Origin of the sequence: Psychrosphaera sp. F3M07 (assembly GCF_018860345.1) — a bacterium.
GTDB classification, from domain to species: Bacteria; Pseudomonadota; Gammaproteobacteria; order Enterobacterales; family Alteromonadaceae; genus Psychrosphaera; species Psychrosphaera aquimarina.
In genome coordinates this window covers 109,278-130,431 of sequence record NZ_JAHKPJ010000025.1, presented here as the reverse complement: position 1 = coordinate 130,431, position 21,154 = coordinate 109,278, and the positions used below count along the sequence as shown (strand labels likewise).

Sequence of the window (21,154 nt, the reverse complement as noted above, 5' to 3'; positions counted from 1 at the left end):
AACCTGTATAATGCCGCGCCTACCCACCGTTACTAACCTATTGCATTAGCCTGCGATTGGTTAAGCACTCGAAGGGGTGCGAATGAATTGGGGTGGTTTGATATCAACTGATACAAACTACTGGCTTAAACTTATTTTATTGTTAGGTTCATATAATGAAAACCTTTACTGCAACACCATCAACAATCACTCGTGATTGGTACGTTGTGGACGCTGAGGGCAAAACTCTTGGTCGTATCGCAACAGAAATTGCACTACGTTTACGTGGTAAGCATAAACCTGAGTATACTCCGCACATGGATACTGGTGACTACATCATCGTTATCAATGCTGAGAAAGTAACTGTTACTGGCAACAAAGGCCAAGGCAAAATTTACTACTCACACTCTGGTTACCCAGGTGGTATCAAGGAAATAAACTTTGATGACTTACAGGCTAAAAAACCTGAAATGATCATCGAAAAAGCAGTTAAAGGCATGTTGCCGCGCGGTCCATTAGGGCGTGCAATGTTCCGTAAACTTAAAGTGTACAAAGGTGCAGAGCATTCACATGCTGCTCAGCAACCTCAAGTATTAGATATTTAAGGAGCATAAACATGGCTGATACTCAATATTATGGAACTGGTCGTCGTAAGAGCTCTACTGCTCGTGTATTTTTACGTCCAGGTACAGGCAACATTGTAATTAACAAACGTACAATTGAAGACTTCTTTAGTCGTGAAACTGGCCGTATGGTTGTTCGTCAACCTTTAGAGTTAGTTGATCTTTTAGAGAAATTTGACCTATACATCACTGTTACTGGTGGTGGTACTACTGGTCAAGCTGGCGCAATCCGTCACGGTATTACGCGTGCATTAATGCAATATGATGAATCACTTCGTCCGGCTCTACGTAAAGCGGGTTATGTTACTCGTGATGCTCGTAAAGTTGAACGTAAGAAAGTTGGTTTACATAAAGCACGTAAACGTCCTCAGTTCTCAAAACGTTAATTCTGTTTTACAACTGTTTCAAAGAAGTCCGCATTGCGGGCTTTTTTTTTGCTCTTAAAAAGAGCGTCAATGCATCAATTATTAAGCAAGTTGATGCAGGGAACTGTTAATTATCACTTTTTTAATTCTTAATGAGTATATTGCCTTGTTTTGTATAGGGCTTTTTCGGTAGAATCCTCTACAATAACAAAAATGTAAGAGTTCGTTACGAAGTCTTAGTGATTCTTACACGCTTATTAATCCTTAATCGCGGAGAATATTGGATGAGCAATGCGCCTGTAGACAATAGTCGTCGTCGTTTCCTCACTGCAGCTACCACAGTCGTTGGTGGTGCAGGAGCAGTAGCGGTGGCAGTACCTTTCATTGCATCATGGAACCCAAGTGCCAGAGCTAAATCGGCAGGGGCTCCAGTTGAAGTAGATATTACCAAGCTTGAACCTGGTCAACTAATTCGAGTTGAATGGCGCGGCAAACCTGTTTGGGTTGTATATCGTACTCCTGAAATGCTTGAGCAACTTGGTCAAATAGAAGATAAGTTATTAGACCCAAAATCTTCAGAAGAAAAACAACAACCAAGCTATGCAAAAAATAACTTTCGTTCTTCACGAGATGAAATTCTAGTAGCCGTTGGTATCTGTACTCATCTAGGTTGTTCTCCTACATACTTCTCTGAAGGGTATGAAGAAATAGTTGAAGGTGTAAATTCTGGATTCTTTTGTCCTTGTCACGGTTCTAAATTCGATCTTGCTGGTCGTGTATTTAGTGGTGTTCCTGCAGGTCTAAACTTACAAATACCTCCTTATTATTATATTGACGATACCACCATATTAATTGGTGAAGATGAAAAAGGAGCTGCGTAATGTTTAAAAATATTATCGATTGGATTGATGCTCGCATCCCAATGACCCGTGTGTATAACATGCACATGGCACAATATCCTGCTCCAAAGAATATGAACTTTTGGTATGTATTTGGTTTTTTGGCCACTATTGTATTAGTAAATCAAATCTTAACAGGTGTTTGGTTAACGATGAGCTACGTACCATCAGCTGATGGAGCTTTCGCCTCTGTTGAATACATAATGCGTGATGTTGAATACGGTTGGGTTATTCGCTACATGCACTCAACGGGTGCTTCAGCATTCTTTGTTGTCGTTTATCTACATATGTTCCGCGGTATGATGTACGGCTCTTACCAAAAGCCTCGTGAGTTATTATGGTTATTTGGTATGTTTATCTATCTAGCTTTAATGGCTGAAGCCTTCATGGGGTATTTATTACCTTGGGGACAAATGTCTTATTGGGGCGCTCAGGTAATTATCTCTTTGTTTGGTGCAATACCATTTGTTGGTGAAGATTTAGCGTTATGGATTCGTGGTGACTATGTAGTATCTGGAGCAACGTTGAACCGCTTCTTTGCTCTACACGTTATAGCATTACCGTTAGTTATCGTAATCTTAGTTTTCTTACATATTGTGGCTTTACATGAAGTTGGGTCAAATAACCCTGATGGCGTTGACGTTAAACGTAAAAAAGGTACGGTTGCGGAAGAAGATAAAACTAAGTTTGAATTCCATGAGTACTATACATCCAAGAAAGATATTCTAGATGATGTTGTGCCTTTCTTCCCACATATGGTGTTGAAAGACTTAATGGCATTTGGTGTGTTTATTTTCTTATTCTGTTACGTGATGTTCTTTAATCCAGATTTTTATGGCAAATTCATAGAACACCCTAACTTTGAAACGGCTAACCCGTTAAAAACACCTGAGCATGTATTCCCTGTATGGTACTTCACTCCATTCTACGCAATATTAAAAGCGGTACCACATAAGTTGATGGGTGTTATTGCTATGTTTGGTGCAATCATCTTATTAGCGTTATTGCCTTGGATTGACCGTGGTAAAGTTCGTTCGGTTCGTTACCGTTGTGGCTTACATAAATTAAACTTGTGGATATTTGCAATTTCATTTGTTGTTTTAGGTTACTTTGGTGGTACTCCAGCAACACCAACATCTGAAATATTAGCGCCATTATTTACTATTTTATATTTTGCTTTCTTCGCTGCATTGTGGATTTACAGCAAAAATGAAAATACTAAACCATTGCCAGATAGGATCACTAAATAATGAAAAAGTTACTTTATACATTTGGATTATTTGTTGGTTTAGTTTCATCGACAGCATTTGCTGCAGGTGGAGGTGCTTTACCGTATCAAGCAGACATTGACCAAACAGATAAAGCGTCTTTACAACGCGGCGCTAAGTTGTTTATGAACTACTGTTTAGGTTGTCATCAGATGCAATATCAACGTTATGAGCGTACGTTTAATGATTTAGGTATTCCGCTTAATGTTGGTTTAGATAACCTTATATTTACAAAGGACACTAAAGTAGGTTCACATATTAAAAATGCGATGCCTGCGAAAGATGCAGCTAAGTGGTTTGGTGCTGCGCCTCCTGATTTAACTCTAGAAGCACGTCTAAGAGGCCCTGATTGGATTTATAGTTACTTAAAATCTTTTTATGTTGACCCTTCTCGTCCATTTGGCGTGAACAATACCGTGTTTAAAGACGTTGGTATGCCTCACGTATTACAAGAGTTACAAGGTATTCCACATAAAGAAGAACATTTCGAAGAGCAGCTAATTGATGGCCAACTTCAACGTGTTTCTTTAGGTGAAAAAATAGTAGTTGATGGCTCTGGTGAGTTGAGCGTAGATGAATATGACCGTGCGGCGTTAGATATTACTAATTTCATGGTTTATGTTGGTGAGCCAATGATCCTTGAGCGTGAAAGCTTAGGTTGGAAGGCATTATTATATTGTTTAATATTTTTTGTTTTAGCAGTACTACTTAAGAAAGAGTTCTGGAAAGACGTAAAATAGTTTAAACAATATGTCAGTTAACGGAGGTAATCCTAGCTAGATGTTTCCGTTGACTGTATACTGCACTCATTAAATAAAGGGGTATTCAACCCCTTTTTTGATTCAAGATTTCGGAGAAGTAAATGGCGGTTTCGGCAAACAAAAGAGCGGTAATGACCTTATTTTCAGGTGCTAACGATATGTACAGTCATCAAGTACGTATTGTATTGGCGGAAAAAGGAGTAAATGTTGATATTAATTATGTTACGCCTGATAACCTGCCAGAAGATCTATACGAAGTTAATCCTTATGGTAACGTACCAACATTAATTGATCGTGAATTAGGGTTGTATAGAGCAAACATTATTAATGAATATTTAGATGAGCGTTTTCCTCACCCACCACTGATGCCTGTTTATCCAGTCGCTCGTGGTCGTTGTCGTCTAATGATGGACCGCATTGAAAATGATTGGTATTCATTAACTCGTAAAATTGAAGCTGGTGATGAAGAAGCAAGACAAGAGCTAAAAGAAAGCATACTTTCTATTGCTCCAGTATTTGCAGAGCAGCCATACTTCATGAGTGATGAGTTTAGCTTAGTAGATTGTTATTTAGCTCCACTGTTATGGCGTTTACCTGCTTGGGGTATCGAGCTAGATGGTGCAGCTTCTAAAGAAATAAAAACATACATGTTACGTGTATTTGAACGTGAATCATTCCAAGCGTCATTAACTGACCTTGAGAAAGATATCCACGCAACATACTAAGTATATTATGTCAGAGACGATTAACATGAGTTCTAATCGCCCTTATTTATTAAAGGCGTTTTACGATTGGATCTTAGATAACGAATGTACACCATACATAGTTGTAGAAGCTGACATGCCTCATGTTGCAGTGCCACAACAAACAGTAAAAGATGGGCAAGTTGTATTAAACATCAGTCCATCGGCAGTGCAAATGTTTCAAATGGATAAACAACAAATTACATTCTCTGCACGATTTGGTGGTGTACCATTTGAAGTGTATATCCCGATTTATGCAATTAGTGCGATATATGCTCGTGAAAATGGTGCTGGTACTATGTTCCCACCAGAAGAGTTTGAGTTGGAAGATGTTGATTTAGACGATGATAATACACCTCACATTTCAGCGGTAGAATCTGATATAGAGGAACCAAAGGTGGATGTCTCAAAAGATGACAAAAAACCAAAAAAAGGCTCACACCTATCTATCGTGAAATAACGTAATTTCTGTAGAGTATTAAAAAAATCCGACATCATTAGATGGCGGATTTTTTTGTTTTAGCTCATTATCAAGAGTGGGTTGCTAACAACGAATTTGTCCCGAACTAAAAATAATATCTGATAAAATAATTCCTATTTTATGTACAAACTCTTACTAAAAAAAGTTAATGTCAACTATGATTAAGTAGGTACATTAAGCTATAAAATATTATAACCACCAAAGATAACCCAATGATGTAAATAAACCCTTTTTTACCTTCTTCAATGGTCCAATTATTTTGGTGTAAATATAAAAACCAACCAATACATAACAAGGTAGGGATAAGGAAGAAAAACTTAATCATATGAACTCAACAAATTTACAAGATAGTTTTATCATATCGGAGACTGACTATGTTCGCTATGAGAAATGTAAATTCGTTTTATACGCAAGATAGGAGGTGAAAATCGAAACTTCTAACATTCCTGCCTATAACTTTTAAACAGGTTATGTTAAAAAAGTCGTACTAGTTCAAAAAACTAGCATATTGGGAGTTGTAACTTGGGAGTAACTACTATGATGGGCAAATCTGTCTCGTCTGAAGAAAATAAAGTATTAACGGCTTGGCTAAAAGAAAAGCGAAAAGAAAAAGGTCATACAATGAGAACACTTTCTCTGATCATTGGCACTCCTCATTCGTTTATTGGAAAAGTTGAAAATCAAGAGCGCCGTTTAGATATCGTAGAATATTTGCGTTATTGCAAAGCTTTAGAAGTTGATCCATTTGAAGGTTTAAACCTTATATCAAATTAATCGATGGCATTTTGCAATTTTATAATGGCACGCTAGGCGTGCCATTTTTGTTTCATCAAATATAAAATTGCAAGGGCGGTTGGTATCCCTAATAACGCTGTCATAGTGAAGAAGTAAGTATAACCAAGAGACTCTAACCACACGCCTGAAAAGCCTCCAAGAAACTTAGGGAACAATAACATCGCAGAACTTAAAAAAGCATACTGCGTTGCCGTGAACTCTTTTGATGCCAAAGATGAAAGAAACGCAATAAAGGCCGTCGTGGCTAGTCCAGCACTTAAATTGTCAATGGAGATAACAGTATACAATAAAGTTAGGTTATGGTCGGATTGAGATAAGGCTATAAAGAGTATGTTCGTCAGTGCTGATAAAATTGAGCCAATGAACAGTATTTTTAAAACACCATATTTGTTCACTAAACCACCCGCTAATAAAGCTCCTGTAAGCGTCAGTATGAGCCCGTAAGTTTTGGATGCTATGGCAATGTCGGATTTTGTATATCCCATATCAACGTAGAATACATTTGCCATTACGCCCATCACAATATCGGAGACCCGGTATGTGGCTATTAAAATAATTAAAACTAATGCATGCCATTTATATCGAGAAACTATTTCTAATAATGGTGTGATGTACGCATTGTGAAGTGATCCTATAAAGGAGGTTTTTTTATCCTTATTAAACTTAACGTCGTCGTTAACTACCGAACTTTCTGGTTCAGGTGAAAATAGAGTTGTAAGTAAACCCACCAACATAAGTATTGCCATGGTTAAATATGCTTTTTGCCATGCTAAATAATCATAACCGTCTGTACTTTCGAAAGCTGAAGCAAGCAAGAGGACACCGGCTGAGGCAACAATCATGGCTAGGCGGTATCCAATTTGGTAGGTGGCTGCCATAGCGGCCTGTTGTTTATTGTTGCCAGATTCAATCCTAAAGGCGTCAATGACAATATCTTGCGTAGCTGAAAAAAATGCTACAGCTAATGCAGCAATTGGTACTAAATATAAGTCCACTTGTGGATCGATCAGAGCCATGGCACAGATACTAATAATTAGACATAACTGTGTGAGAAACAGCCAGCTTCGACGGCGGCCTAAAATGGCACTAAGTATCGGTACTGGGATTTTGTCGATTGCCGGTGACCATATCCACTTAAAACCATAGGCTAATGCTACCCAGCTCATATAGCCTATGGTAGAACGGTCCACGCCAGCTTCCCTGAGCCAAAAGGATAAACTTGAGAAAACTAATAAAATGGGTAAACCTGCAGAAAAACCTAACAAGAATAAACGTATGACATTTCGCTCAGCGTAAACAGAAAAGCTAGCAATAAATGAAGATTTAAGAGAAATTATAGACAAAAAAATCGGCCTGTTAAGAAACTAAAGGCCGATTGTTTATAACATTTCACTAGAGGTCAAGTGTTAAGGTCTAACTCCAGAACAAAAGTCTGGATACATGCCATCACCTCGTAGAAAGTCGATACAAGAATCAACCTCTGATTTGAGTATTGGACACGTTCTGATCTCTTTTGGGTTCCAGAAGGTGATTTGGTGTAACAAATACCAAAATGCACTTTCTGTGGGTGATACTTTAAAAGTTGGCGACTTAAACTGAGACCATTCTTCTATCGTATCCCAACAATACAAATCAACTTCGATTGGCGGAATAATTCCGGCTACTAAAGCGTCTGCATAATTGGTGAGTTGAAATGCTTTTGTATCAATAAAACGTTGCGCTTCTACCACACTCCCTCCCTCGAGTTATTATAATTAAAGGGAAAAACATTTCTGCATGTCGACTGGAGTCCTACATACGTTAATTTCTATTATAGTAGCGGATAATTATTCGGCCAATATTTCTACTTTAATAATAATGATTTTTTTATTGGGAAAGCTAGGCCAGCCTAGTTCAGGGGAGATATCTGTTTCAATCCCTTCAAGTTTTGCAAATACATCTTCGCCTTCTGTGATGTAACCAAAAACAGTGTAACCCCAATTTCTACCTGGATTTAAACTGTCATTGTCGGCAAGATTGAAAAAAAACTGGCTAGTACCTGAATGCGGACTATATTGACGGGCCATAGCAATGGTGTATTGGTCATTTTTAAGACCATTGCCAGATTCATTTACTATGGCTGGAAACTCTTCAACGCTTTCCATTTCGGTAGTAAAACCACCACCTTGTAATACAAAGTCATGTTCTAATCTGTGAAAAAGTGTGTTTTCGTAACGTTTTGCGTCAACATAACTAAGGAAGTTGTCTACCGTAATAGGCGCTTTCATTCTATCTAATTCAACAGTGAAATTGCCTAATGAGGTGGTAAATAAAACCTTAGGGAATAAGTTGTTAGGTTGTATGTACTGGCCTTTAGGTTGAACTGCTGCAACGCCATTTAACGAAAGCAAAGATAAAACTATAATAATTAAATAACGTGTCATATTAATAAACCAGTGGTCAATATTTACCAAAAAGTGAAGCTTGCCAAGCTATTTGAAAATAGCTTGGTTGAACTCAGGGTCGTTTAAGCTTTGCTCTAATAATACGGTTGTTAGTTGATTCAGGTGACGTTCAACGATGGTATTATCAGCCGACAGTGGCCCTTCTTCTGTCATTGTAGTTTGATAAGATTTTGTCCAGCTGCCTTTTTTAGATTCAAGCTTTAACTGCCACTCAAGTACAGATTCCATACTAAAAGACATGGTTTCTTGTTTAATGAAGCTACCGAATGAAAGTAAGTTAACGGTCAATACCTTTGTGCCGTATTGGTTAACTTCAATTGAGTTGGTTAACCATTCTTTCATTGTCGCAGGTAGGTCTTTAGTTAAAGGTAAACTTTTCCCATTAATGACTGCGAGCGCTTTGTTTTTCCGTTGATCATTAAATTCAACGGCCTTAACACTCATATATTGCTTATTAATGGTCTGTTCTGGGGCTATCACAACAGGTTTCGCTTTGTTATTAGCACAAGCATAAAGGCCTGTAATAACTGCAAGTATAAGTATTTTCTTCAACATAATTATTTCGCTTCTGGTTTTGCTTGTAAATGATTTGTGCACTTATATATGGTGAACTTATTATTTTTTCTATGCACTTTAAATCCACCAAAGATATTTTTCAAATGATATGAATGATGTAAGTGGTTATTTGCTACAACGAATATTTTACCGCCATCTTTAAGTACTTCTTTGGCTTGAGTGAACATTTGTAATGCAATGTGTTCAGTAATAGTGTTTTGTTGATGAAACGGAGGATTACATAAAATTAAATCTATAGATTGTTCTTCTTCACCCGTTAAACAATCGGTAGCAATAAATTCACACTGTTCTAATTGAGCTTCAAACTGTTCAGCGACATTAAGCCTGGCAGAATCAATCGCCATAAATGATTCATCAAGGAACTTAACTTTAATAGACTTGTTGCGTTCTTGCATTTGATGCAAACATGACAAGCCAATAAGACCGTTGCCACACCCTAAATCTACAACAGTTTGCTCTGCAGTTAACTCTGGTAAGTTTTCAGCTAAGAATCGACCACCAATATCAATTTGATCTTTGCTGTACACATTAGCGTGTGAAACTACGTTTAGTGATTTTTCTGGCCATGTAACTGAGACTGGGTACTTACTAGCAGGAACCTGTTTTTTGTTATCGTGTTTGGCGAATATCAAACGGCTTTTTTTCTTTGCAAGGCTCGTCGTTACATCCGACAAATACTTTTCAAATAACGCTAATACATTTTTTGTGACTAACGTTGTTTTACCCGTAGCGATTATTTGGCATTCATTGTTTAGTTGGTTTATCTGCCCAAGTTGATGCTCTAAAAAACCCATGTTTTTAGTTAGCTTTATCACTATGGTATTCGATTCTGGTAAAGGTGTCAGACTGTCTAACAGTTTTGGAGCATTAAGCTCATTTGCTTCACAGTTTTGTAAAATGGCTTGTTGACTAATATAAGAGTCCGTCGCTATGGTAGGCGATAAACTATTTAGGCCTATAGCTAAAGCGCCAAAGTTATCATTTAAAATAAGCAAAGAGTCTTTGTTTATTTCATTATTGGTGAGTAAATGTTCTACCACTAACTCATCAGCGCTATCCCAAGCTTGTAAAGATTTGTCATGTTGCCCTTTAGGGTAACGAAACAAGTCATATTGCTTGTCGATTATTTGCCATTGTACGTTCATATATTACTCGCCGTTTAGTGAAGAACTAATTATCATTACCCTATTGTCCCACTCCCGCGCGGTGAAGTAAATTTTGCAATTCGATTTATTTGAAATAGATAGCCAAAATAGCAATAAATCTATCCAATTACCCAGTGGATTCGTATATGTACCTAATTTTATGGATCCGTTATACGCAAATGATGCATTTAATTATTTACTTTCGAATTTGTCTTGGCAGCAACCTACAGTGGAAGTATATGGGAAAAAGCACTTGGTACCCCGTTTACAAAGTTGGATGGGGGAGGTTGGAACACATTATCAATACAGTGGAAAGTTATTTGAGTCGACAGGTTGGGATCAAGTCGTTTTTGACATTAAAACACGAGCAGAAAAAATAACTAAAAAACAATTTAATTCAGCGCTGATTAACCTTTACCGTGATGGTCAAGACAAAATGGGCTGGCACGCTGATGATGAAAAAGAGTTAGGGCTATCTCCTGCGGTAGTCACTGTAAGTTTAGGTATTCAGCGCACCTTTCAGTTTAAGCATAATATTGAAGGAGAAACGGTTAACTTAGAATTGGCACATGGAAGTTTATTATTGATGAAACCAGGGGTGCAGGCCAGTTATAAACATGCAATACCGGCAAGGAAAAAAGTAGAGCGAAGCCGAATTAGTTTAACTTTTAGAAATATCATGAGCTAGAGGCTATTGAAATTAACCTAGAACACTTTGTTCGATATTAGATACCATAGATAAAGACTTAACAATTTAAGAGTAAAAAATGAAAATTCAAAAACTAATTACAGATAAATTAACTAACGACTTTTCGCCAACACATTTATCAGTTGAAAATGAAAGTTATAAACATAATGTACCAGAAGGTAGTGAGTCACATTTTAAAGTGGTTGTAGTTTCAAACGAGTTTGAAAATAAAAGACTCATTCAAAGACATAGAGCGGTGAATTCATGTTTGGCTGATGAATTAGCAAACCATATTCATGCTTTGGCTATACATACTTATACTCTAGATGAGTGGGCGGAGTTAACACAAGAGTTAGGTGGAGCGCCCGATTCCCCCAAATGTTTAGGGGGAAGCTAAGGCGATAAATCATTTAAGTGCTACTAACTTTTGTATATTAGTTACACTAGCTGCTGGTATAAATCGGCAGCTTTGTTGCTGGTATATTAAGAGTTTCTGAATTTACGTGCGAAAGTTTCGATACGTAAACCATTACACGTTATAAATTTAGCGTCACGTCCACCGATGTTGATCGCTTCTCTTAAACCTTCTTTAGCGGCAACGGCGCAAAGTTGACTCGCTTCATCATTATCAACTGGTTTGAATTCATAAGAAACTGTGTTTATTACTTCTTCAGTTGTGTTTGCTACTTCTGTGTATTTTTTTGCGAATTGACGAATAGAAAGACCATTACATTTTGTAGTAATAAATTCTACTTCGTTAAATAAAGGTGAGCTTTTCGCTATTTTTTTAGCTTTATAATAACCAACAGTTGCTGCTGTTAAACAGATGTCAGTTGCTTCTGAATTGTCTAATGCTACAAATTTATATTCAGAATTTTGTGCAAAAGTTTGAGTGCTAACCAGTGTAAAAAGTGCTGCTGTGAATAATGTTTTCATAATAAATCGCCTTATTTATTGTGTGTTTGTAGAGTAAATATTCTAATGTAGAGTAATTATACTAATTAAATTGAGTTTGTAAACTAAATTACGTAATTAATTTACATAAAGTGTCTTTTTTATGAGTGTTACACGTTTATGTCGTAATAAAATTACATAAATGTGGGTGAAAATCAGCCACTTATTGGGTATTTGCTTTAATGGATGCCATTCGGTATAAAAACGCTCCACAAATAAAAATAATAATAAATTAGGTGTTGTCGTGTCAGAAACGTTATCAAGACTAGGGTTAAATCGGCTTGAAAATTTCACAACTCATATAGGTAAGGTCATATCTTGGTTAACAATAGTTATGGTTATCACCATGACTACCGTCGTGATTTTGCGTTATGGATTCAACATAGGTTGGATTTGGCTGCAAGAAAGTGTGCTTTATTTACATTCATTCATTTTAATGTTGGCCATGTCTTTCACTTTACAACAGGATGAACATGTCAGGGTTGATATTTTTTATCGTAAAATGACAGCGACAAAGAAAGATTCAGTTAATTTGTTTGGTCATATATTTTTTCTAATACCTACCTGCACTTATATTCTAGTAATGAGCTGGAATTATGTAATTCAATCTTGGCAAATTACCGAAAGCTCTCAAGAGGCTGGCGGATTACCTTTAGTTTTCATATTAAAAACGTTACTCATATTAATGCCTTTATTGTTAATAATTCAGGGGATAAGTGAGGTGATCAAAATTGTGATTAAAAAAGTGTCATCATTAAATGAGGAGTTAAGATAATGGAATGGATCTCATTGTTGATGTTTTTAGTGGTTTGTTTGGTGCTGATGTTGGGATATCCAGTTGCTTTTACTTTAGCTGGGACGGCATTGATATTTTCGGTATTTGGATTACTTACCAACACCTTTGACCATGCTTTGTTAAATGCGTTACCAAGTCGATTGTATGGAATAATGACCAATCAAACGTTATTGGCTGTTCCTTTGTTTGTTTTTATGGGGGTCATGTTAGAGCGATCTAAAGTTGCAGAAGAATTATTGTCCAGTATGACCAATGCGTTAGGTCGATTACCCGCTGGGATGGGAATTGCCGTTACCTTAGTTGGTGCGTTAATGGCCGCTAGTACTGGTATCGTGGGTGCAACAGTCGTGACGATGGGATTAATGTCACTGCCTAGTATGATGAAAGCTGGCTACAACCAAAGTTATGCCACAGGTGTTATTGCTGCAACAGGGACATTAGGGCAAATCATACCTCCTTCTATAGCATTAGTATTATTGGGAGATGTACTTTCTAGTTCATATCAACAGGCTCAATTATCTCAAGGGATATTCTCACCAGAAACCATTTCAGTAGGTGATCTATTCGCAGGTGCTTTAATTCCAGGTTTAATCTTGGTGGCTATGTATTTGTTATATTCAATTTATGTCGGCGTATTTAAAGCACAATGGGCGCCCAAACCTACACAAATTGAACAAGTGTCATTAGGTGACTTATTGTCTAGCTTAATACCACCGCTAGTATTAATTTTAGTCGTTTTAGGGTCAATTTTGTTAGGTGTAGCAACGCCAACGGAAGCTGCTGGATTAGGTGCGTTTGGAGCCATGATTATTGCATTGTTTAAAAACAAGCTAGATTTACCTACGTTAAAATCGGTCATGTTATCTACTACCACAGTCACCTCTATGGTGTTCATGATTTTAATAGGGGCATCGATATTTTCTTTAGTATTTAGAGGGTTTGGTGGGGAAGAGTTAATACATTCATTATTTGAAAATATGCCAGGTGGTAAAATAGGGGTGTTAATAACGGTAATGGTTGTAATCTTTCTATTAGGTTTTATTCTTGATTTTATTGAGATAACGTTTGTAGTGGTGCCATTGGTTGCCCCTGTTTTATTTGTAATGGGAGTCGACCCAATATGGTTAGGTATAATGATAGCGATAAATCTGCAAACCTCATTCTTAACTCCCCCTTTTGGTTTCGCATTGTTTTATTTAAGAGGGGTCACACCGAGCTCTATTCCAACGTCGGCTATATATAAAGGTGTAATTCCTTTTATAGTCATGCAACTATTGTTATTGGTTGGTTTAGCTATTTGGCCAGAAATTGCAACAACATTACCGAATATGATTTACGGTTAAGGACATAAAAATGAATAAATGGTTTAATTTTATCGTGGTTAGTTTGAGTATTAGCTTACTTTATGGCTGTGGTGAGGAAAATAAAAACAATGTTGTTGCAGCGGAACAAGAAACCTTTAAATGGAAATTAGTGACCAGTTGGCCGAAAAACTTCCCTGGGTTAGGAACCGCGCCTGAAAATTTTGCCACAATTGTGAATGAAATGAGTAATGGACGATTGCAAATTAAAGTATATGGAGCAGGTGAAATAGTTCCTGGATTCCAAGTGTTTGATGCTGTTTCGCAAGGTACAGCTCAGATGGGGCATGCTGCATCTTACTATTGGAAAGGTAAAATGACGGCAGCTCCTATTTTTACTGCACTTCCTTTTGGCTTAAATGCACAAGAAACCAATGGGTGGTTGCATTATGGTGGTGGTTTGGAATTATGGCGTGAATTATATAAGCCATTTGGTGTAATTCCATTTGCTGGGGGCAGCACAGGGGTTCAATCGGCAGGATGGTTTAAAAAAGAAATAAACTCGGTAGCTGATTTACAAGGACTTAAAATTCGTATTCCTGGGTTGGGCGGTGAAGTAATGAAGAAACTTGGTGCGGTGCCAGTTGCTTTGACCGGCGGTGAATTATTCACTTCATTACAATCGGGCGCTATTGATGCAACCGAATGGGTTGGTCCTTATAATGATTTAGCATTTGGCTTCTATAAAGTTGCAGAACATTATTACGCATCTGGCTGGCATGAGCCTGGGGCCATGTTGGAATTCACAGTCAATGAACAAGCCTATTTGTCTTTGCCTAAAGACTTACAGAAAATAGTAGAAGTAGCTGCACGTGCAATCAATCAAGACATGTTAGATGAATACACCGCACGTAATAATACCGCTATGGAAACCCTTAAAAATAAATATGGGGTGGAAATTAAAACACTGCCTATTTCAGTAATGAAAGCACTAAAAAAAGCCAGTGCAGAAGTAATACAAGAACAAATTGATAACGATCCTATGATGGCTAAAGTAATGAAGTCATATAGTAAATTTCAAACTCAAGTATCTGCTTATCATAAAGTGTCAGAAGAAGAATATTATAAAAATAGAAGTAACTAATAAGACAAACTTTAGAAATAATTAAAGATATTTATCGGCAAGTCAGATCTGTTTTTAACAAGATAGAGAGTAGACTTGCCGCAATTTTTCATTCAACGTTTTTTTTAACAGGATTTAAAGATGGTTATTAAACCAAAAGTTCGTGGATTTATTTGTACCAATGCTCACCCAGTAGGTTGTGCTGAGAGTGTTAATCGTCAAATTTCATATGTAAAACAAAATGAATTTGCACAAAACGGTCCAAAAAATGTGTTAGTTATCGGTGCATCAACTGGTTACGGTCTAGCTTCAAGAATCGTTTCTACATTTGGTCATGGTGCCAATACGTTAGGTATTTTCTTTGAAAAACCTGGGACAGAAAAAAAGACTGGATCTGCTGGTTGGTATAATACTGTTGCATTTGAAAAAGCAGCAGAAGAAGCCGGTATTTACTCTAAACACATTAATGGCGATGCGTTTTCTAATGAAATTAAACAAAAGACAATTGAAACCATAAAAGCAGATATGGGTAAAATTGATTTAGTAATATACTCATTAGCATCACCAAGAAGAACCGATCCGGTAACGGGCGAAGTATATTCTTCAACGTTAAAGCCAATTGGCAATTCAGTAACTACTAAAAACTTAAATACGTCAAAACGTGTTATTGATGAAGTTTCAGTAGAAGCCGCTAATCAAGACGAAATCGACAATACAGTTAAAGTCATGGGTGGAGAAGATTGGGAGCTGTGGATTAATGCACTTAAAGACGCTGATGTATTAGCTAACGATTTTAAAACAACGGCTTATACCTATATAGGTAAGAAATTAACTTGGCCTATCTATGGTCATGCAACGATAGGTAAAGCAAAAGAAGATTTAGACCGAGCAGTAACCGCTATTAAACAAGCGACAACCAGCTTAAATGGCTCAGCTTATGTCTCTTCTTTGAACGCTGTAGTTACTCAAGCCAGTTCAGCTATTCCAATTATGCCTTTGTATATATCAGCGCTATTCAAAGTAATGAAACAAGACGGAACTTACGAAGGTGTTATTGAGCAAATTACAGCTTTATTTAAAGAAAACTTGTTTGGTGATACACCAAGATTTGATGACGGTGGTCACTTATTCCAAAATTACAAAGAGCTTGAAGACGATGTACAATCACGCGTTCAGGCTGTTTGGGATACGGTAGATACTGACACGATTGACGAATTAACGGATTATAAAGGTTACCATCAAGAGTTCTTACGCTTGTTTGGCTTTGATTACGACAACGTTGATTATGATGCTGATGTAAACCTGGATTTAGAGCTAAAAAATCTAGTTTAAAATTGAGTGTAACGAAAAGAAACCGAATGGACTGAATGCTCCATTCGGTTTTTTGTTTTTCAGCTTAGTAATACAATCGACTAGTTGGATAAAAAATGTCCAATAATTAGTGTCTTGGCCATATTTTTTTAAATTTAAGTTGGTCAGAAAGGGGCGATAAGTGCTACACTTTCGGGCTAGCAGGGAAGTAACAAATTTTTACGATTTAATGTTTTATGAATATTGGCGAAATCGCGATTTCGCGAGTGTTTTAAAAATCCATATCTTTCAACTTAAACAGTGCATATGCGTATGATCAACATAAAAAAAGGGTTGGATCTTCCTATTGAAGGAGTTCCACAACAAGCCATCCATGATGGCCCAACAGTTAAAACTGTTGCTACGCTTGGTGAAGAATACCACGGCATGCGTCCGACGATGTATGTTAAGGTAGGAGACAGTGTTAAAAAAGGTCAGATTCTTTTTGAAGATAAAAAGAACCTTGGCGTTAAATACACTGCTCCGGCAGCCGGCGTAGTAAAAGAAATAAACCGAGGTGAAAAACGTATTCTTCAATCTATCGTGATTGAAGTAGCGGGTGATGAGCAAATAACATTTGCTAAACACGACGCGAGTGCGATTTCTTCACTTTCTCGCGAAGCAGTTGTTGAACAACTAATTGAATCAGGACAATGGGTTGCGTTACGTACTCGTCCTTTCGATAAAGTACCAGCGGTTGACTCTACCCCAGCATCAATATTTGTTAACGCGATGGATACTAATCCATTAGCGGCTGATCCTGCAGTTATTATTGCAGAGCAACAAGACGCATTTAATGCAGGTCTTGCTGTATTAGCTCAATTAACGGATGGAAAAGTAAATGTTTCTAAAGCGGCTGGTTCTTCGGTTCAAGCTTCTGGTGAAAAAGTATCGGTACATGAGTTCTCTGGTAAACATCCAGCCGGCTTAGTAGGTACTCACATTCACTTTATTGATCCAGTGTCTGCAACCAAAAAAGTTTGGCATATCAACTACCAAGAAGTAATTGCTTATGGGCAATTATTCTTAACTGGCGAAATAAATAATCAACGTGTTATTTCTTTAGCTGGTCCAGTTGTTAAAAATCCACGTTTGGTTCGCACACTTCTTGGTGCATCAACAGCTGATTTAACTTCAGGTGAATTAGAAGACGGCGAAAACCGTATTGTTTCTGGTTCAGTTTTAGCAGGTACAGCAGCAATGGGTGTTCACGGTTATCTTCACCGTTACCATTTGCAAGTTTCTGTATTGGCAGAAGGCCGTGAAAAAGAATTCTTAGGTTGGGCTATGCCTGGTTCTGATAAGTATTCAATTACACGTACTTTCTTAGGCCACTTATCTCCTAAAAAATTATTCAACATGACGACGACAACCAATGGTTCTGACCGTTCAATGGTGCCAATCGGTAACTATGAACGCATTATGCCATTAGATGTTTTGCCAACTTTATTACTACGTGATTTGATCTCTGGTGATACAGACTCTGCGCAAACATTAGGTTGTTTGGAATTAGGTGAAGAAGATTTAGCACTTTGTTCATTTGTTTGCCCAGGTAAATATGAATACGGTTCGATTCTTCGTGATTGCCTAACGACGATTGAAAAAGAGGGTTAGTCATGGGTCTTAAGAGTTATTTAGAAAAAATAGAACCTAATTTTGAACCAGGTGGTAAATACGAAAAATGGTATGCACTGTATGAAGCAGCCGCAACTATTTTTTATACGCCAGGTTTAGTTAATAAAGGCCAAACACACGTCCGTGATAGCATCGATTTAAAACGAATCATGATCATGGTTTGGTTAGCGTTATTTCCTGCCATGTTTTTTGGTATGTTTAACATTGGCCATCAAGCTGCTGATGCTTTAGCTGCTGGTTATGCAGTTGCTGACTCATGGCAGGTTGGATTATTTGAGTTATTCGGAAGTGAATTAACCGCTGATGCAGGTTGGGCAACCAAAATGTGGTATGGCGCGTGTTTCTTCTTACCTATTTACTTAACCGTATTTTTGGTTGGTGGATTCTGGGAAGTAATTTTTGCTTCTGTACGTAAACATGAAGTAAACGAAGGTTTCTTTGTTACTTCAATCTTGTTTGCGTTAATTCTTCCTTCGACAATCCCTTTATGGCAAGCGGCATTAGGTATTACTTTTGGTGTGGTTATCGCTAAAGAAATATTTGGTGGAACGGGTCGAAACTTCTTAAATCCAGCTCTTGCTGGTCGTGCATTCCTATTCTTTGCTTATCCTGCTGAAATTTCGGGTGATGCTGTATGGGTTGCAGCTGACGCGTTCTCTGGTGCAACTATGTTAAGCCAAGGTATTGCTGGTTCTATTGATTATAGCAATATGGCGTTATGGGCAGATGCTTTCTACGGTTTCATCGCAGGTTCTGTTGGTGAAGTATCAACATTAGCAATATTAATCGGTGGCTTATTCATTATCTACATTCGTGTAGCATCTTGGAGAATTGTTGCTGGTACATTAGCTGGAACAATTGTTACTGCCACTTTATTTAATATGATTGGTAGTGAAACAAATGCAATGTTCGCTATGCCTTGGTTCTGGCATGTAGTATTAGGTGGTTGGGCATTAGGTGCCTTCTTTATGGCAACAGACCCAGTATCAGCCGCATTTACTAATAAAGGTAAGTTTTGGTATGGCGTATTAATCGGCTTAATGGTTGTATTAGTTCGTGTTGTTAACCCAGCTTTCCCTGAAGGTATGATGTTAGCTATCTTATTTGCTAACTTATTTGCACCTTTGTTCGACTACTTTGTTGTACAAGGCAATATTAAACGGAGGCTTGCTCGTAATGTCTAATAATAAAGAAACGTTTGGCAAAACGGTTGGTTTCGTATTTATCGTTTGTGTTGTTTGTGCAATATTAGTTTCGTTTTCTGCAGTTCAGTTAAAACCACTGCAAGTTGCGAATAAACTACTAGACCAACAAACTAAAATATTAGAAGCATCTAAATTGTTAGAAGCTTCAGGTAAAGATCCTAAAAGCATCGTAGCGACATTTAACAAATACGTTGAAGCTAAGATGATTGATTTAGATTCTGGTGAATTCATCGAAGGTAATCCTGTTTTATTTGATGAGCGTCGTAATGCTCGTGATGCAGATAAATCAGAAAAACTTGAAAATGATCCAGCTGGTATTAATCGTCGTTCACATGATGCTGTTGTTTACTTAGTTCGTAATGATGCGGGTGTAGTTGAAACCGTTGTATTACCTATTGTTGGTTCTGGTTTATGGGACTTAATGTATGGTTATGTTGGCCTTGAAGCTGACTTAAATACAATTCGCAGTGTTGTTTACTCTGATCATAAAGAAACTCCGGGACTGGGCGCAGAAGTTATGAACCCTAAATGGAAAGCATTATGGCCAGGTAAAAAAATATATAATGCTGCAGGCGAGCCAGTTGTAAATCTTGTTAAAGGCGGCGCTAAATCTGATGACGTTCACGGTGTTGATGCGTTATCTGGTGCAACGTTAACAAGTAACGGCGTAACTCGTACACTTCAGTTTTGGTTTGGTAAAGAAGGGTACGCACCTTTCATCGCTAAATATCGTGCGGCAAACTCTAATGGAGGGATGAACTAATGTCTTCAGAAGCTAAAAAAGTATTAACGAGTCCTATCGTTGACAATAACCCAATTGCATTACAAGTATTAGGTATTTGTTCTGCTCTTGCGGTTACAAGTTCAATGGCTAACGCTATTGTTATGAGTCTGGCTGTTATTTTAGTAACGGCTTTCTCAAACTTGTTCATCTCTATGATCCGCAACTTTATACCTTCAAGTGTACGTATCATCGTACAAATGGCGATTATCGCGTCATTGGTTATTGTTGTTGACCAAGTGTTAAAAGCTTTCTCTTATCAGTTATCTAAAGAACTATCGGTATTTGTTGGTTTGATTATCACTAACTGTATCGTAATGGGACGTGCCGAAGCTTTTGCTATGAAAGAAAAGCCAGTTGTAAGTTTCCTAGACGGTATTGGTAACGGTTTGGGTTACGGCGCTATCTTGGTAACGGTTGCATTTTTCCGTGAACTATTTGGTTTTGGTAGCTTGTTTGGTGTTGAAATTTTACCGTTGATTCAAAACGACGGTTGGTATCAAGCAAACGGTTTATTGGTATTGCCATTTAGCTCTTTCTTCATCATTGGTTTGATCATCTGGGCTATCCGTCAGTGGAAACCAGAGCAAGTAGAGAAGGACTAAATTAGATGGAACATTATTTAAATTTATTAATTAAAACGATTTTCATTGAGAATATCGCCTTATCGTTTTTCCTAGGTATGTGTACTTTCTTAGCTGTGTCTAAGAAAGTAAGTACCGCTATTGGTCTTGGTGTTGCCGTTATTGCGGTACTTGGTTTAGCAGTCCCTGCTAACCAAATCATCTACCAAAGCATTCTAGCGCCTGGTGCGTTAGATAGCGTAATGGGAATTACAGATCCAGCAAAGTCAATTGACTTAAGTTTCTTATCATTCATTACATTTATCGGTGTTATTGCGGCATTGGTTCAAATTCTTGAAATGATTTTAGATAAGTACTTTCCACCTTTATACAATGCGTTAGGGATTTTCCTACCATTAATAACAGTTAACTGTGCAATATTTGGTGCGGTTTCTTTTATGGTTGCGAAAAACTTAACACTTGGTGAAAGTGTGGTTTACGGTATCGGTTCTGGTATCGGCTGGGCGCTTGCTATTGTTTTATTAGCAGGTATTCGTGAGAAGATGAAATATTCGGACGTGCCTGATGGCTTAAAAGGTTTGGGTATTACGTTTATTACTGCAGGATTGATGGCATTTGGCTTTCTTTCTTTCGGTGGTATCTCTCTGTAAGGTTAATG

General features: G+C 37.6%; 25 protein-coding genes. 19 read left to right on the top strand and 6 right to left on the bottom strand.

Annotation, left to right across the window (positions count from 1 at the left end; all coding sequences use genetic code 11):
- The first annotated feature begins 155 nt into the window (after nt 1-155).
- The 8 genes from rplM to KO505_RS14590 all read left to right on the top strand — a co-directional run bounded on the left by rplM (nt 156) and on the right by KO505_RS14590 (nt 5,893).
- Entirely contained in the window at nt 156-584 is a 429-nt protein-coding gene (rplM, locus tag KO505_RS14625) for a 50S ribosomal protein L13 (RefSeq protein ID WP_216056199.1), read from the top strand.
- 11 nt (nt 585-595) lie between these two features.
- Nucleotides 596-988, top strand: coding sequence for a 30S ribosomal protein S9 (gene rpsI, locus KO505_RS14620; RefSeq protein WP_216056198.1), 393 nt, complete (start codon nt 596-598; stop codon nt 986-988).
- 263 nt (nt 989-1,251) lie between these two features.
- Nucleotides 1,252-1,848, top strand: coding sequence for a ubiquinol-cytochrome c reductase iron-sulfur subunit (gene petA / locus KO505_RS14615; protein ID WP_216056197.1), 597 nt, complete (start codon nt 1,252-1,254; stop codon nt 1,846-1,848).
- Nucleotides 1,848-3,116 carry a cytochrome bc complex cytochrome b subunit gene (locus tag KO505_RS14610; RefSeq protein WP_216056196.1) on the top strand — a complete coding sequence of 423 codons (1,269 nt, stop codon included), beginning with the start codon at nt 1,848-1,850 and terminating at the stop codon, nt 3,114-3,116. The genes petA and KO505_RS14610 overlap by 1 nt, the downstream gene beginning before the upstream one ends.
- On the top strand, nt 3,116-3,874 hold the full coding sequence (locus KO505_RS14605) for a cytochrome c1 (RefSeq protein ID WP_216056195.1): 759 nt from the start codon (nt 3,116-3,118) through the stop codon (nt 3,872-3,874). Before KO505_RS14610 ends, KO505_RS14605 begins: the two co-directional genes overlap by 1 nt.
- Before the next feature lie 122 nt (nt 3,875-3,996).
- Complete coding sequence (gene sspA / locus KO505_RS14600) at nt 3,997-4,620, top strand: stringent starvation protein SspA (RefSeq protein WP_216056194.1); 624 nt, start codon at nt 3,997-3,999, stop codon at nt 4,618-4,620.
- 25 nt (nt 4,621-4,645) lie between these two features.
- Nucleotides 4,646-5,098 carry a ClpXP protease specificity-enhancing factor gene (locus tag KO505_RS14595; protein ID WP_216056193.1) on the top strand — a complete coding sequence of 151 codons (453 nt, stop codon included), beginning with the start codon at nt 4,646-4,648 and terminating at the stop codon, nt 5,096-5,098.
- Nucleotides 5,099-5,656: 558 nt separating this feature from the next.
- The gene (locus tag KO505_RS14590; protein WP_216056192.1) at nt 5,657-5,893 is read left to right on the top strand and encodes a helix-turn-helix domain-containing protein; all 237 of its coding nucleotides are present in this window, start codon (nt 5,657-5,659) and stop codon (nt 5,891-5,893) included.
- Between the two features lie 32 nt (nt 5,894-5,925).
- Here the strand turns inward: KO505_RS14590 and KO505_RS14585 are convergent, their stop codons facing one another.
- The 5 genes from KO505_RS14585 to KO505_RS14565 form a co-directional block, all read right to left on the bottom strand.
- Nucleotides 5,926-7,257 (bottom strand): MFS transporter, encoded by a 1,332-nt coding sequence (locus tag KO505_RS14585; protein ID WP_252731817.1) that lies wholly within the window; start codon nt 7,255-7,257, stop codon nt 5,926-5,928.
- Nucleotides 7,258-7,320: 63 nt separating this feature from the next.
- Nucleotides 7,321-7,644 carry a hypothetical protein gene (locus KO505_RS14580; protein WP_216056191.1) on the bottom strand — a complete coding sequence of 108 codons (324 nt, stop codon included), beginning with the start codon at nt 7,642-7,644 and terminating at the stop codon, nt 7,321-7,323.
- Nucleotides 7,645-7,740: 96 nt separating this feature from the next.
- Nucleotides 7,741-8,337, bottom strand: coding sequence for a peptidylprolyl isomerase (locus tag KO505_RS14575; RefSeq protein WP_216056190.1), 597 nt, complete (start codon nt 8,335-8,337; stop codon nt 7,741-7,743).
- Nucleotides 8,338-8,385: 48 nt separating this feature from the next.
- Nucleotides 8,386-8,913: a YajG family lipoprotein gene (locus KO505_RS14570; RefSeq protein WP_216056189.1), complete on the bottom strand. Its 528-nt coding sequence runs from the start codon at nt 8,911-8,913 to the stop codon at nt 8,386-8,388.
- Between the two features lie 2 nt (nt 8,914-8,915).
- Entirely contained in the window at nt 8,916-10,079 is a 1,164-nt protein-coding gene (locus KO505_RS14565) for a methyltransferase (protein WP_216056188.1), read from the bottom strand.
- A 73-nt stretch (nt 10,080-10,152) separates the two neighbouring features.
- Between KO505_RS14565 and KO505_RS14560 the strand changes: the two genes are divergently transcribed.
- Nucleotides 10,153-10,767, top strand: coding sequence for an alpha-ketoglutarate-dependent dioxygenase AlkB (locus KO505_RS14560; RefSeq protein WP_216056187.1), 615 nt, complete (start codon nt 10,153-10,155; stop codon nt 10,765-10,767).
- Nucleotides 10,768-10,846: 79 nt separating this feature from the next.
- Nucleotides 10,847-11,164 carry a BolA family transcriptional regulator gene (locus tag KO505_RS14555; RefSeq protein WP_216056186.1) on the top strand — a complete coding sequence of 106 codons (318 nt, stop codon included), beginning with the start codon at nt 10,847-10,849 and terminating at the stop codon, nt 11,162-11,164.
- Between the two features lie 86 nt (nt 11,165-11,250).
- On the opposite strand, the gene KO505_RS14550 is transcribed toward KO505_RS14555, so the two are convergent.
- Nucleotides 11,251-11,703, bottom strand: a complete 453-nt coding sequence (locus KO505_RS14550; protein WP_216056185.1) for a hypothetical protein — start codon at nt 11,701-11,703, stop codon at nt 11,251-11,253.
- A 262-nt stretch (nt 11,704-11,965) separates the two neighbouring features.
- Between KO505_RS14550 and KO505_RS14545 the strand changes: the two genes are divergently transcribed.
- The 9 genes from KO505_RS14545 (at nt 11,966) to nqrE (ending at nt 21,146) form a co-directional block, all read left to right on the top strand.
- Nucleotides 11,966-12,496: a TRAP transporter small permease subunit gene (locus KO505_RS14545; protein WP_371820008.1), complete on the top strand. Its 531-nt coding sequence runs from the start codon at nt 11,966-11,968 to the stop codon at nt 12,494-12,496.
- A complete protein-coding gene (locus tag KO505_RS14540; RefSeq protein ID WP_216056184.1) occupies nt 12,496-13,860 on the top strand; it encodes a TRAP transporter large permease subunit in 1,365 nt (454 codons plus the stop codon). The genes KO505_RS14545 and KO505_RS14540 overlap by 1 nt, the downstream gene beginning before the upstream one ends.
- Nucleotides 13,861-13,870: 10 nt before the next feature.
- Nucleotides 13,871-14,962: a TRAP transporter substrate-binding protein gene (locus tag KO505_RS14535; RefSeq protein WP_216056183.1), complete on the top strand. Its 1,092-nt coding sequence runs from the start codon at nt 13,871-13,873 to the stop codon at nt 14,960-14,962.
- 120 nt (nt 14,963-15,082) lie between these two features.
- Nucleotides 15,083-16,273 (top strand): enoyl-ACP reductase FabV, encoded by a 1,191-nt coding sequence (gene fabV / locus KO505_RS14530; protein ID WP_216056182.1) that lies wholly within the window; start codon nt 15,083-15,085, stop codon nt 16,271-16,273.
- 291 nt (nt 16,274-16,564) lie between these two features.
- The gene (locus tag KO505_RS14525) at nt 16,565-17,905 is read left to right on the top strand and encodes a Na(+)-translocating NADH-quinone reductase subunit A (RefSeq protein ID WP_216056181.1); all 1,341 of its coding nucleotides are present in this window, start codon (nt 16,565-16,567) and stop codon (nt 17,903-17,905) included.
- A 2-nt stretch (nt 17,906-17,907) separates the two neighbouring features.
- The gene (locus tag KO505_RS14520) at nt 17,908-19,110 is read left to right on the top strand and encodes an NADH:ubiquinone reductase (Na(+)-transporting) subunit B (protein ID WP_216056180.1); all 1,203 of its coding nucleotides are present in this window, start codon (nt 17,908-17,910) and stop codon (nt 19,108-19,110) included.
- Nucleotides 19,103-19,894, top strand: coding sequence for a Na(+)-translocating NADH-quinone reductase subunit C (locus KO505_RS14515; RefSeq protein ID WP_216056179.1), 792 nt, complete (start codon nt 19,103-19,105; stop codon nt 19,892-19,894). Before KO505_RS14520 ends, KO505_RS14515 begins: the two co-directional genes overlap by 8 nt.
- Nucleotides 19,894-20,517 carry an NADH:ubiquinone reductase (Na(+)-transporting) subunit D gene (locus tag KO505_RS14510; RefSeq protein WP_216056178.1) on the top strand — a complete coding sequence of 208 codons (624 nt, stop codon included), beginning with the start codon at nt 19,894-19,896 and terminating at the stop codon, nt 20,515-20,517. Before KO505_RS14515 ends, KO505_RS14510 begins: the two co-directional genes overlap by 1 nt.
- Nucleotides 20,518-20,522: 5 nt before the next feature.
- On the top strand, nt 20,523-21,146 hold the full coding sequence (gene nqrE / locus KO505_RS14505; protein WP_216056177.1) for an NADH:ubiquinone reductase (Na(+)-transporting) subunit E: 624 nt from the start codon (nt 20,523-20,525) through the stop codon (nt 21,144-21,146).
- The last annotated feature ends 8 nt before the right edge of the window (nt 21,147-21,154 follow it).

Excerpts from the sequence above, each read along its gene's own strand:
- KO505_RS14525 (WP_216056181.1), top strand. The coding sequence starts at position 16,565 with ATGATCAACATAAAAAAAGGGTTGGATCTTCCTATTGAAGGAGTTCCA.
- KO505_RS14610 (WP_216056196.1), top strand. The coding sequence starts at position 1,848 with ATGTTTAAAAATATTATCGATTGGATTGATGCTCGCATCCCAATGACC.
- KO505_RS14575 (WP_216056190.1), bottom strand. The coding sequence starts at position 8,337 with ATGACACGTTATTTAATTATTATAGTTTTATCTTTGCTTTCGTTAAAT.
- petA (WP_216056197.1), top strand. The coding sequence starts at position 1,252 with ATGAGCAATGCGCCTGTAGACAATAGTCGTCGTCGTTTCCTCACTGCA.
- KO505_RS14565 (WP_216056188.1), bottom strand. The coding sequence starts at position 10,079 with ATGAACGTACAATGGCAAATAATCGACAAGCAATATGACTTGTTTCGT.
- KO505_RS14570 (WP_216056189.1), bottom strand. The coding sequence starts at position 8,913 with ATGTTGAAGAAAATACTTATACTTGCAGTTATTACAGGCCTTTATGCT.
- KO505_RS14540 (WP_216056184.1), top strand. The coding sequence starts at position 12,496 with ATGGAATGGATCTCATTGTTGATGTTTTTAGTGGTTTGTTTGGTGCTG.
- rpsI (WP_216056198.1), top strand. The coding sequence starts at position 596 with ATGGCTGATACTCAATATTATGGAACTGGTCGTCGTAAGAGCTCTACT.
- sspA (WP_216056194.1), top strand. The coding sequence starts at position 3,997 with ATGGCGGTTTCGGCAAACAAAAGAGCGGTAATGACCTTATTTTCAGGT.
- KO505_RS14595 (WP_216056193.1), top strand. The coding sequence starts at position 4,646 with ATGAGTTCTAATCGCCCTTATTTATTAAAGGCGTTTTACGATTGGATC.
- KO505_RS14590 (WP_216056192.1), top strand. The coding sequence starts at position 5,657 with ATGATGGGCAAATCTGTCTCGTCTGAAGAAAATAAAGTATTAACGGCT.
- KO505_RS14520 (WP_216056180.1), top strand. The coding sequence starts at position 17,908 with ATGGGTCTTAAGAGTTATTTAGAAAAAATAGAACCTAATTTTGAACCA.
- rplM (WP_216056199.1), top strand. The coding sequence starts at position 156 with ATGAAAACCTTTACTGCAACACCATCAACAATCACTCGTGATTGGTAC.
- KO505_RS14510 (WP_216056178.1), top strand. The coding sequence starts at position 19,894 with ATGTCTTCAGAAGCTAAAAAAGTATTAACGAGTCCTATCGTTGACAAT.
- nqrE (WP_216056177.1), top strand. The coding sequence starts at position 20,523 with ATGGAACATTATTTAAATTTATTAATTAAAACGATTTTCATTGAGAAT.
- KO505_RS14550 (WP_216056185.1), bottom strand. The coding sequence starts at position 11,703 with ATGAAAACATTATTCACAGCAGCACTTTTTACACTGGTTAGCACTCAA.
- KO505_RS14605 (WP_216056195.1), top strand. The coding sequence starts at position 3,116 with ATGAAAAAGTTACTTTATACATTTGGATTATTTGTTGGTTTAGTTTCA.
- fabV (WP_216056182.1), top strand. The coding sequence starts at position 15,083 with ATGGTTATTAAACCAAAAGTTCGTGGATTTATTTGTACCAATGCTCAC.
- KO505_RS14555 (WP_216056186.1), top strand. The coding sequence starts at position 10,847 with ATGAAAATTCAAAAACTAATTACAGATAAATTAACTAACGACTTTTCG.
- KO505_RS14515 (WP_216056179.1), top strand. The coding sequence starts at position 19,103 with ATGTCTAATAATAAAGAAACGTTTGGCAAAACGGTTGGTTTCGTATTT.
- KO505_RS14535 (WP_216056183.1), top strand. The coding sequence starts at position 13,871 with ATGAATAAATGGTTTAATTTTATCGTGGTTAGTTTGAGTATTAGCTTA.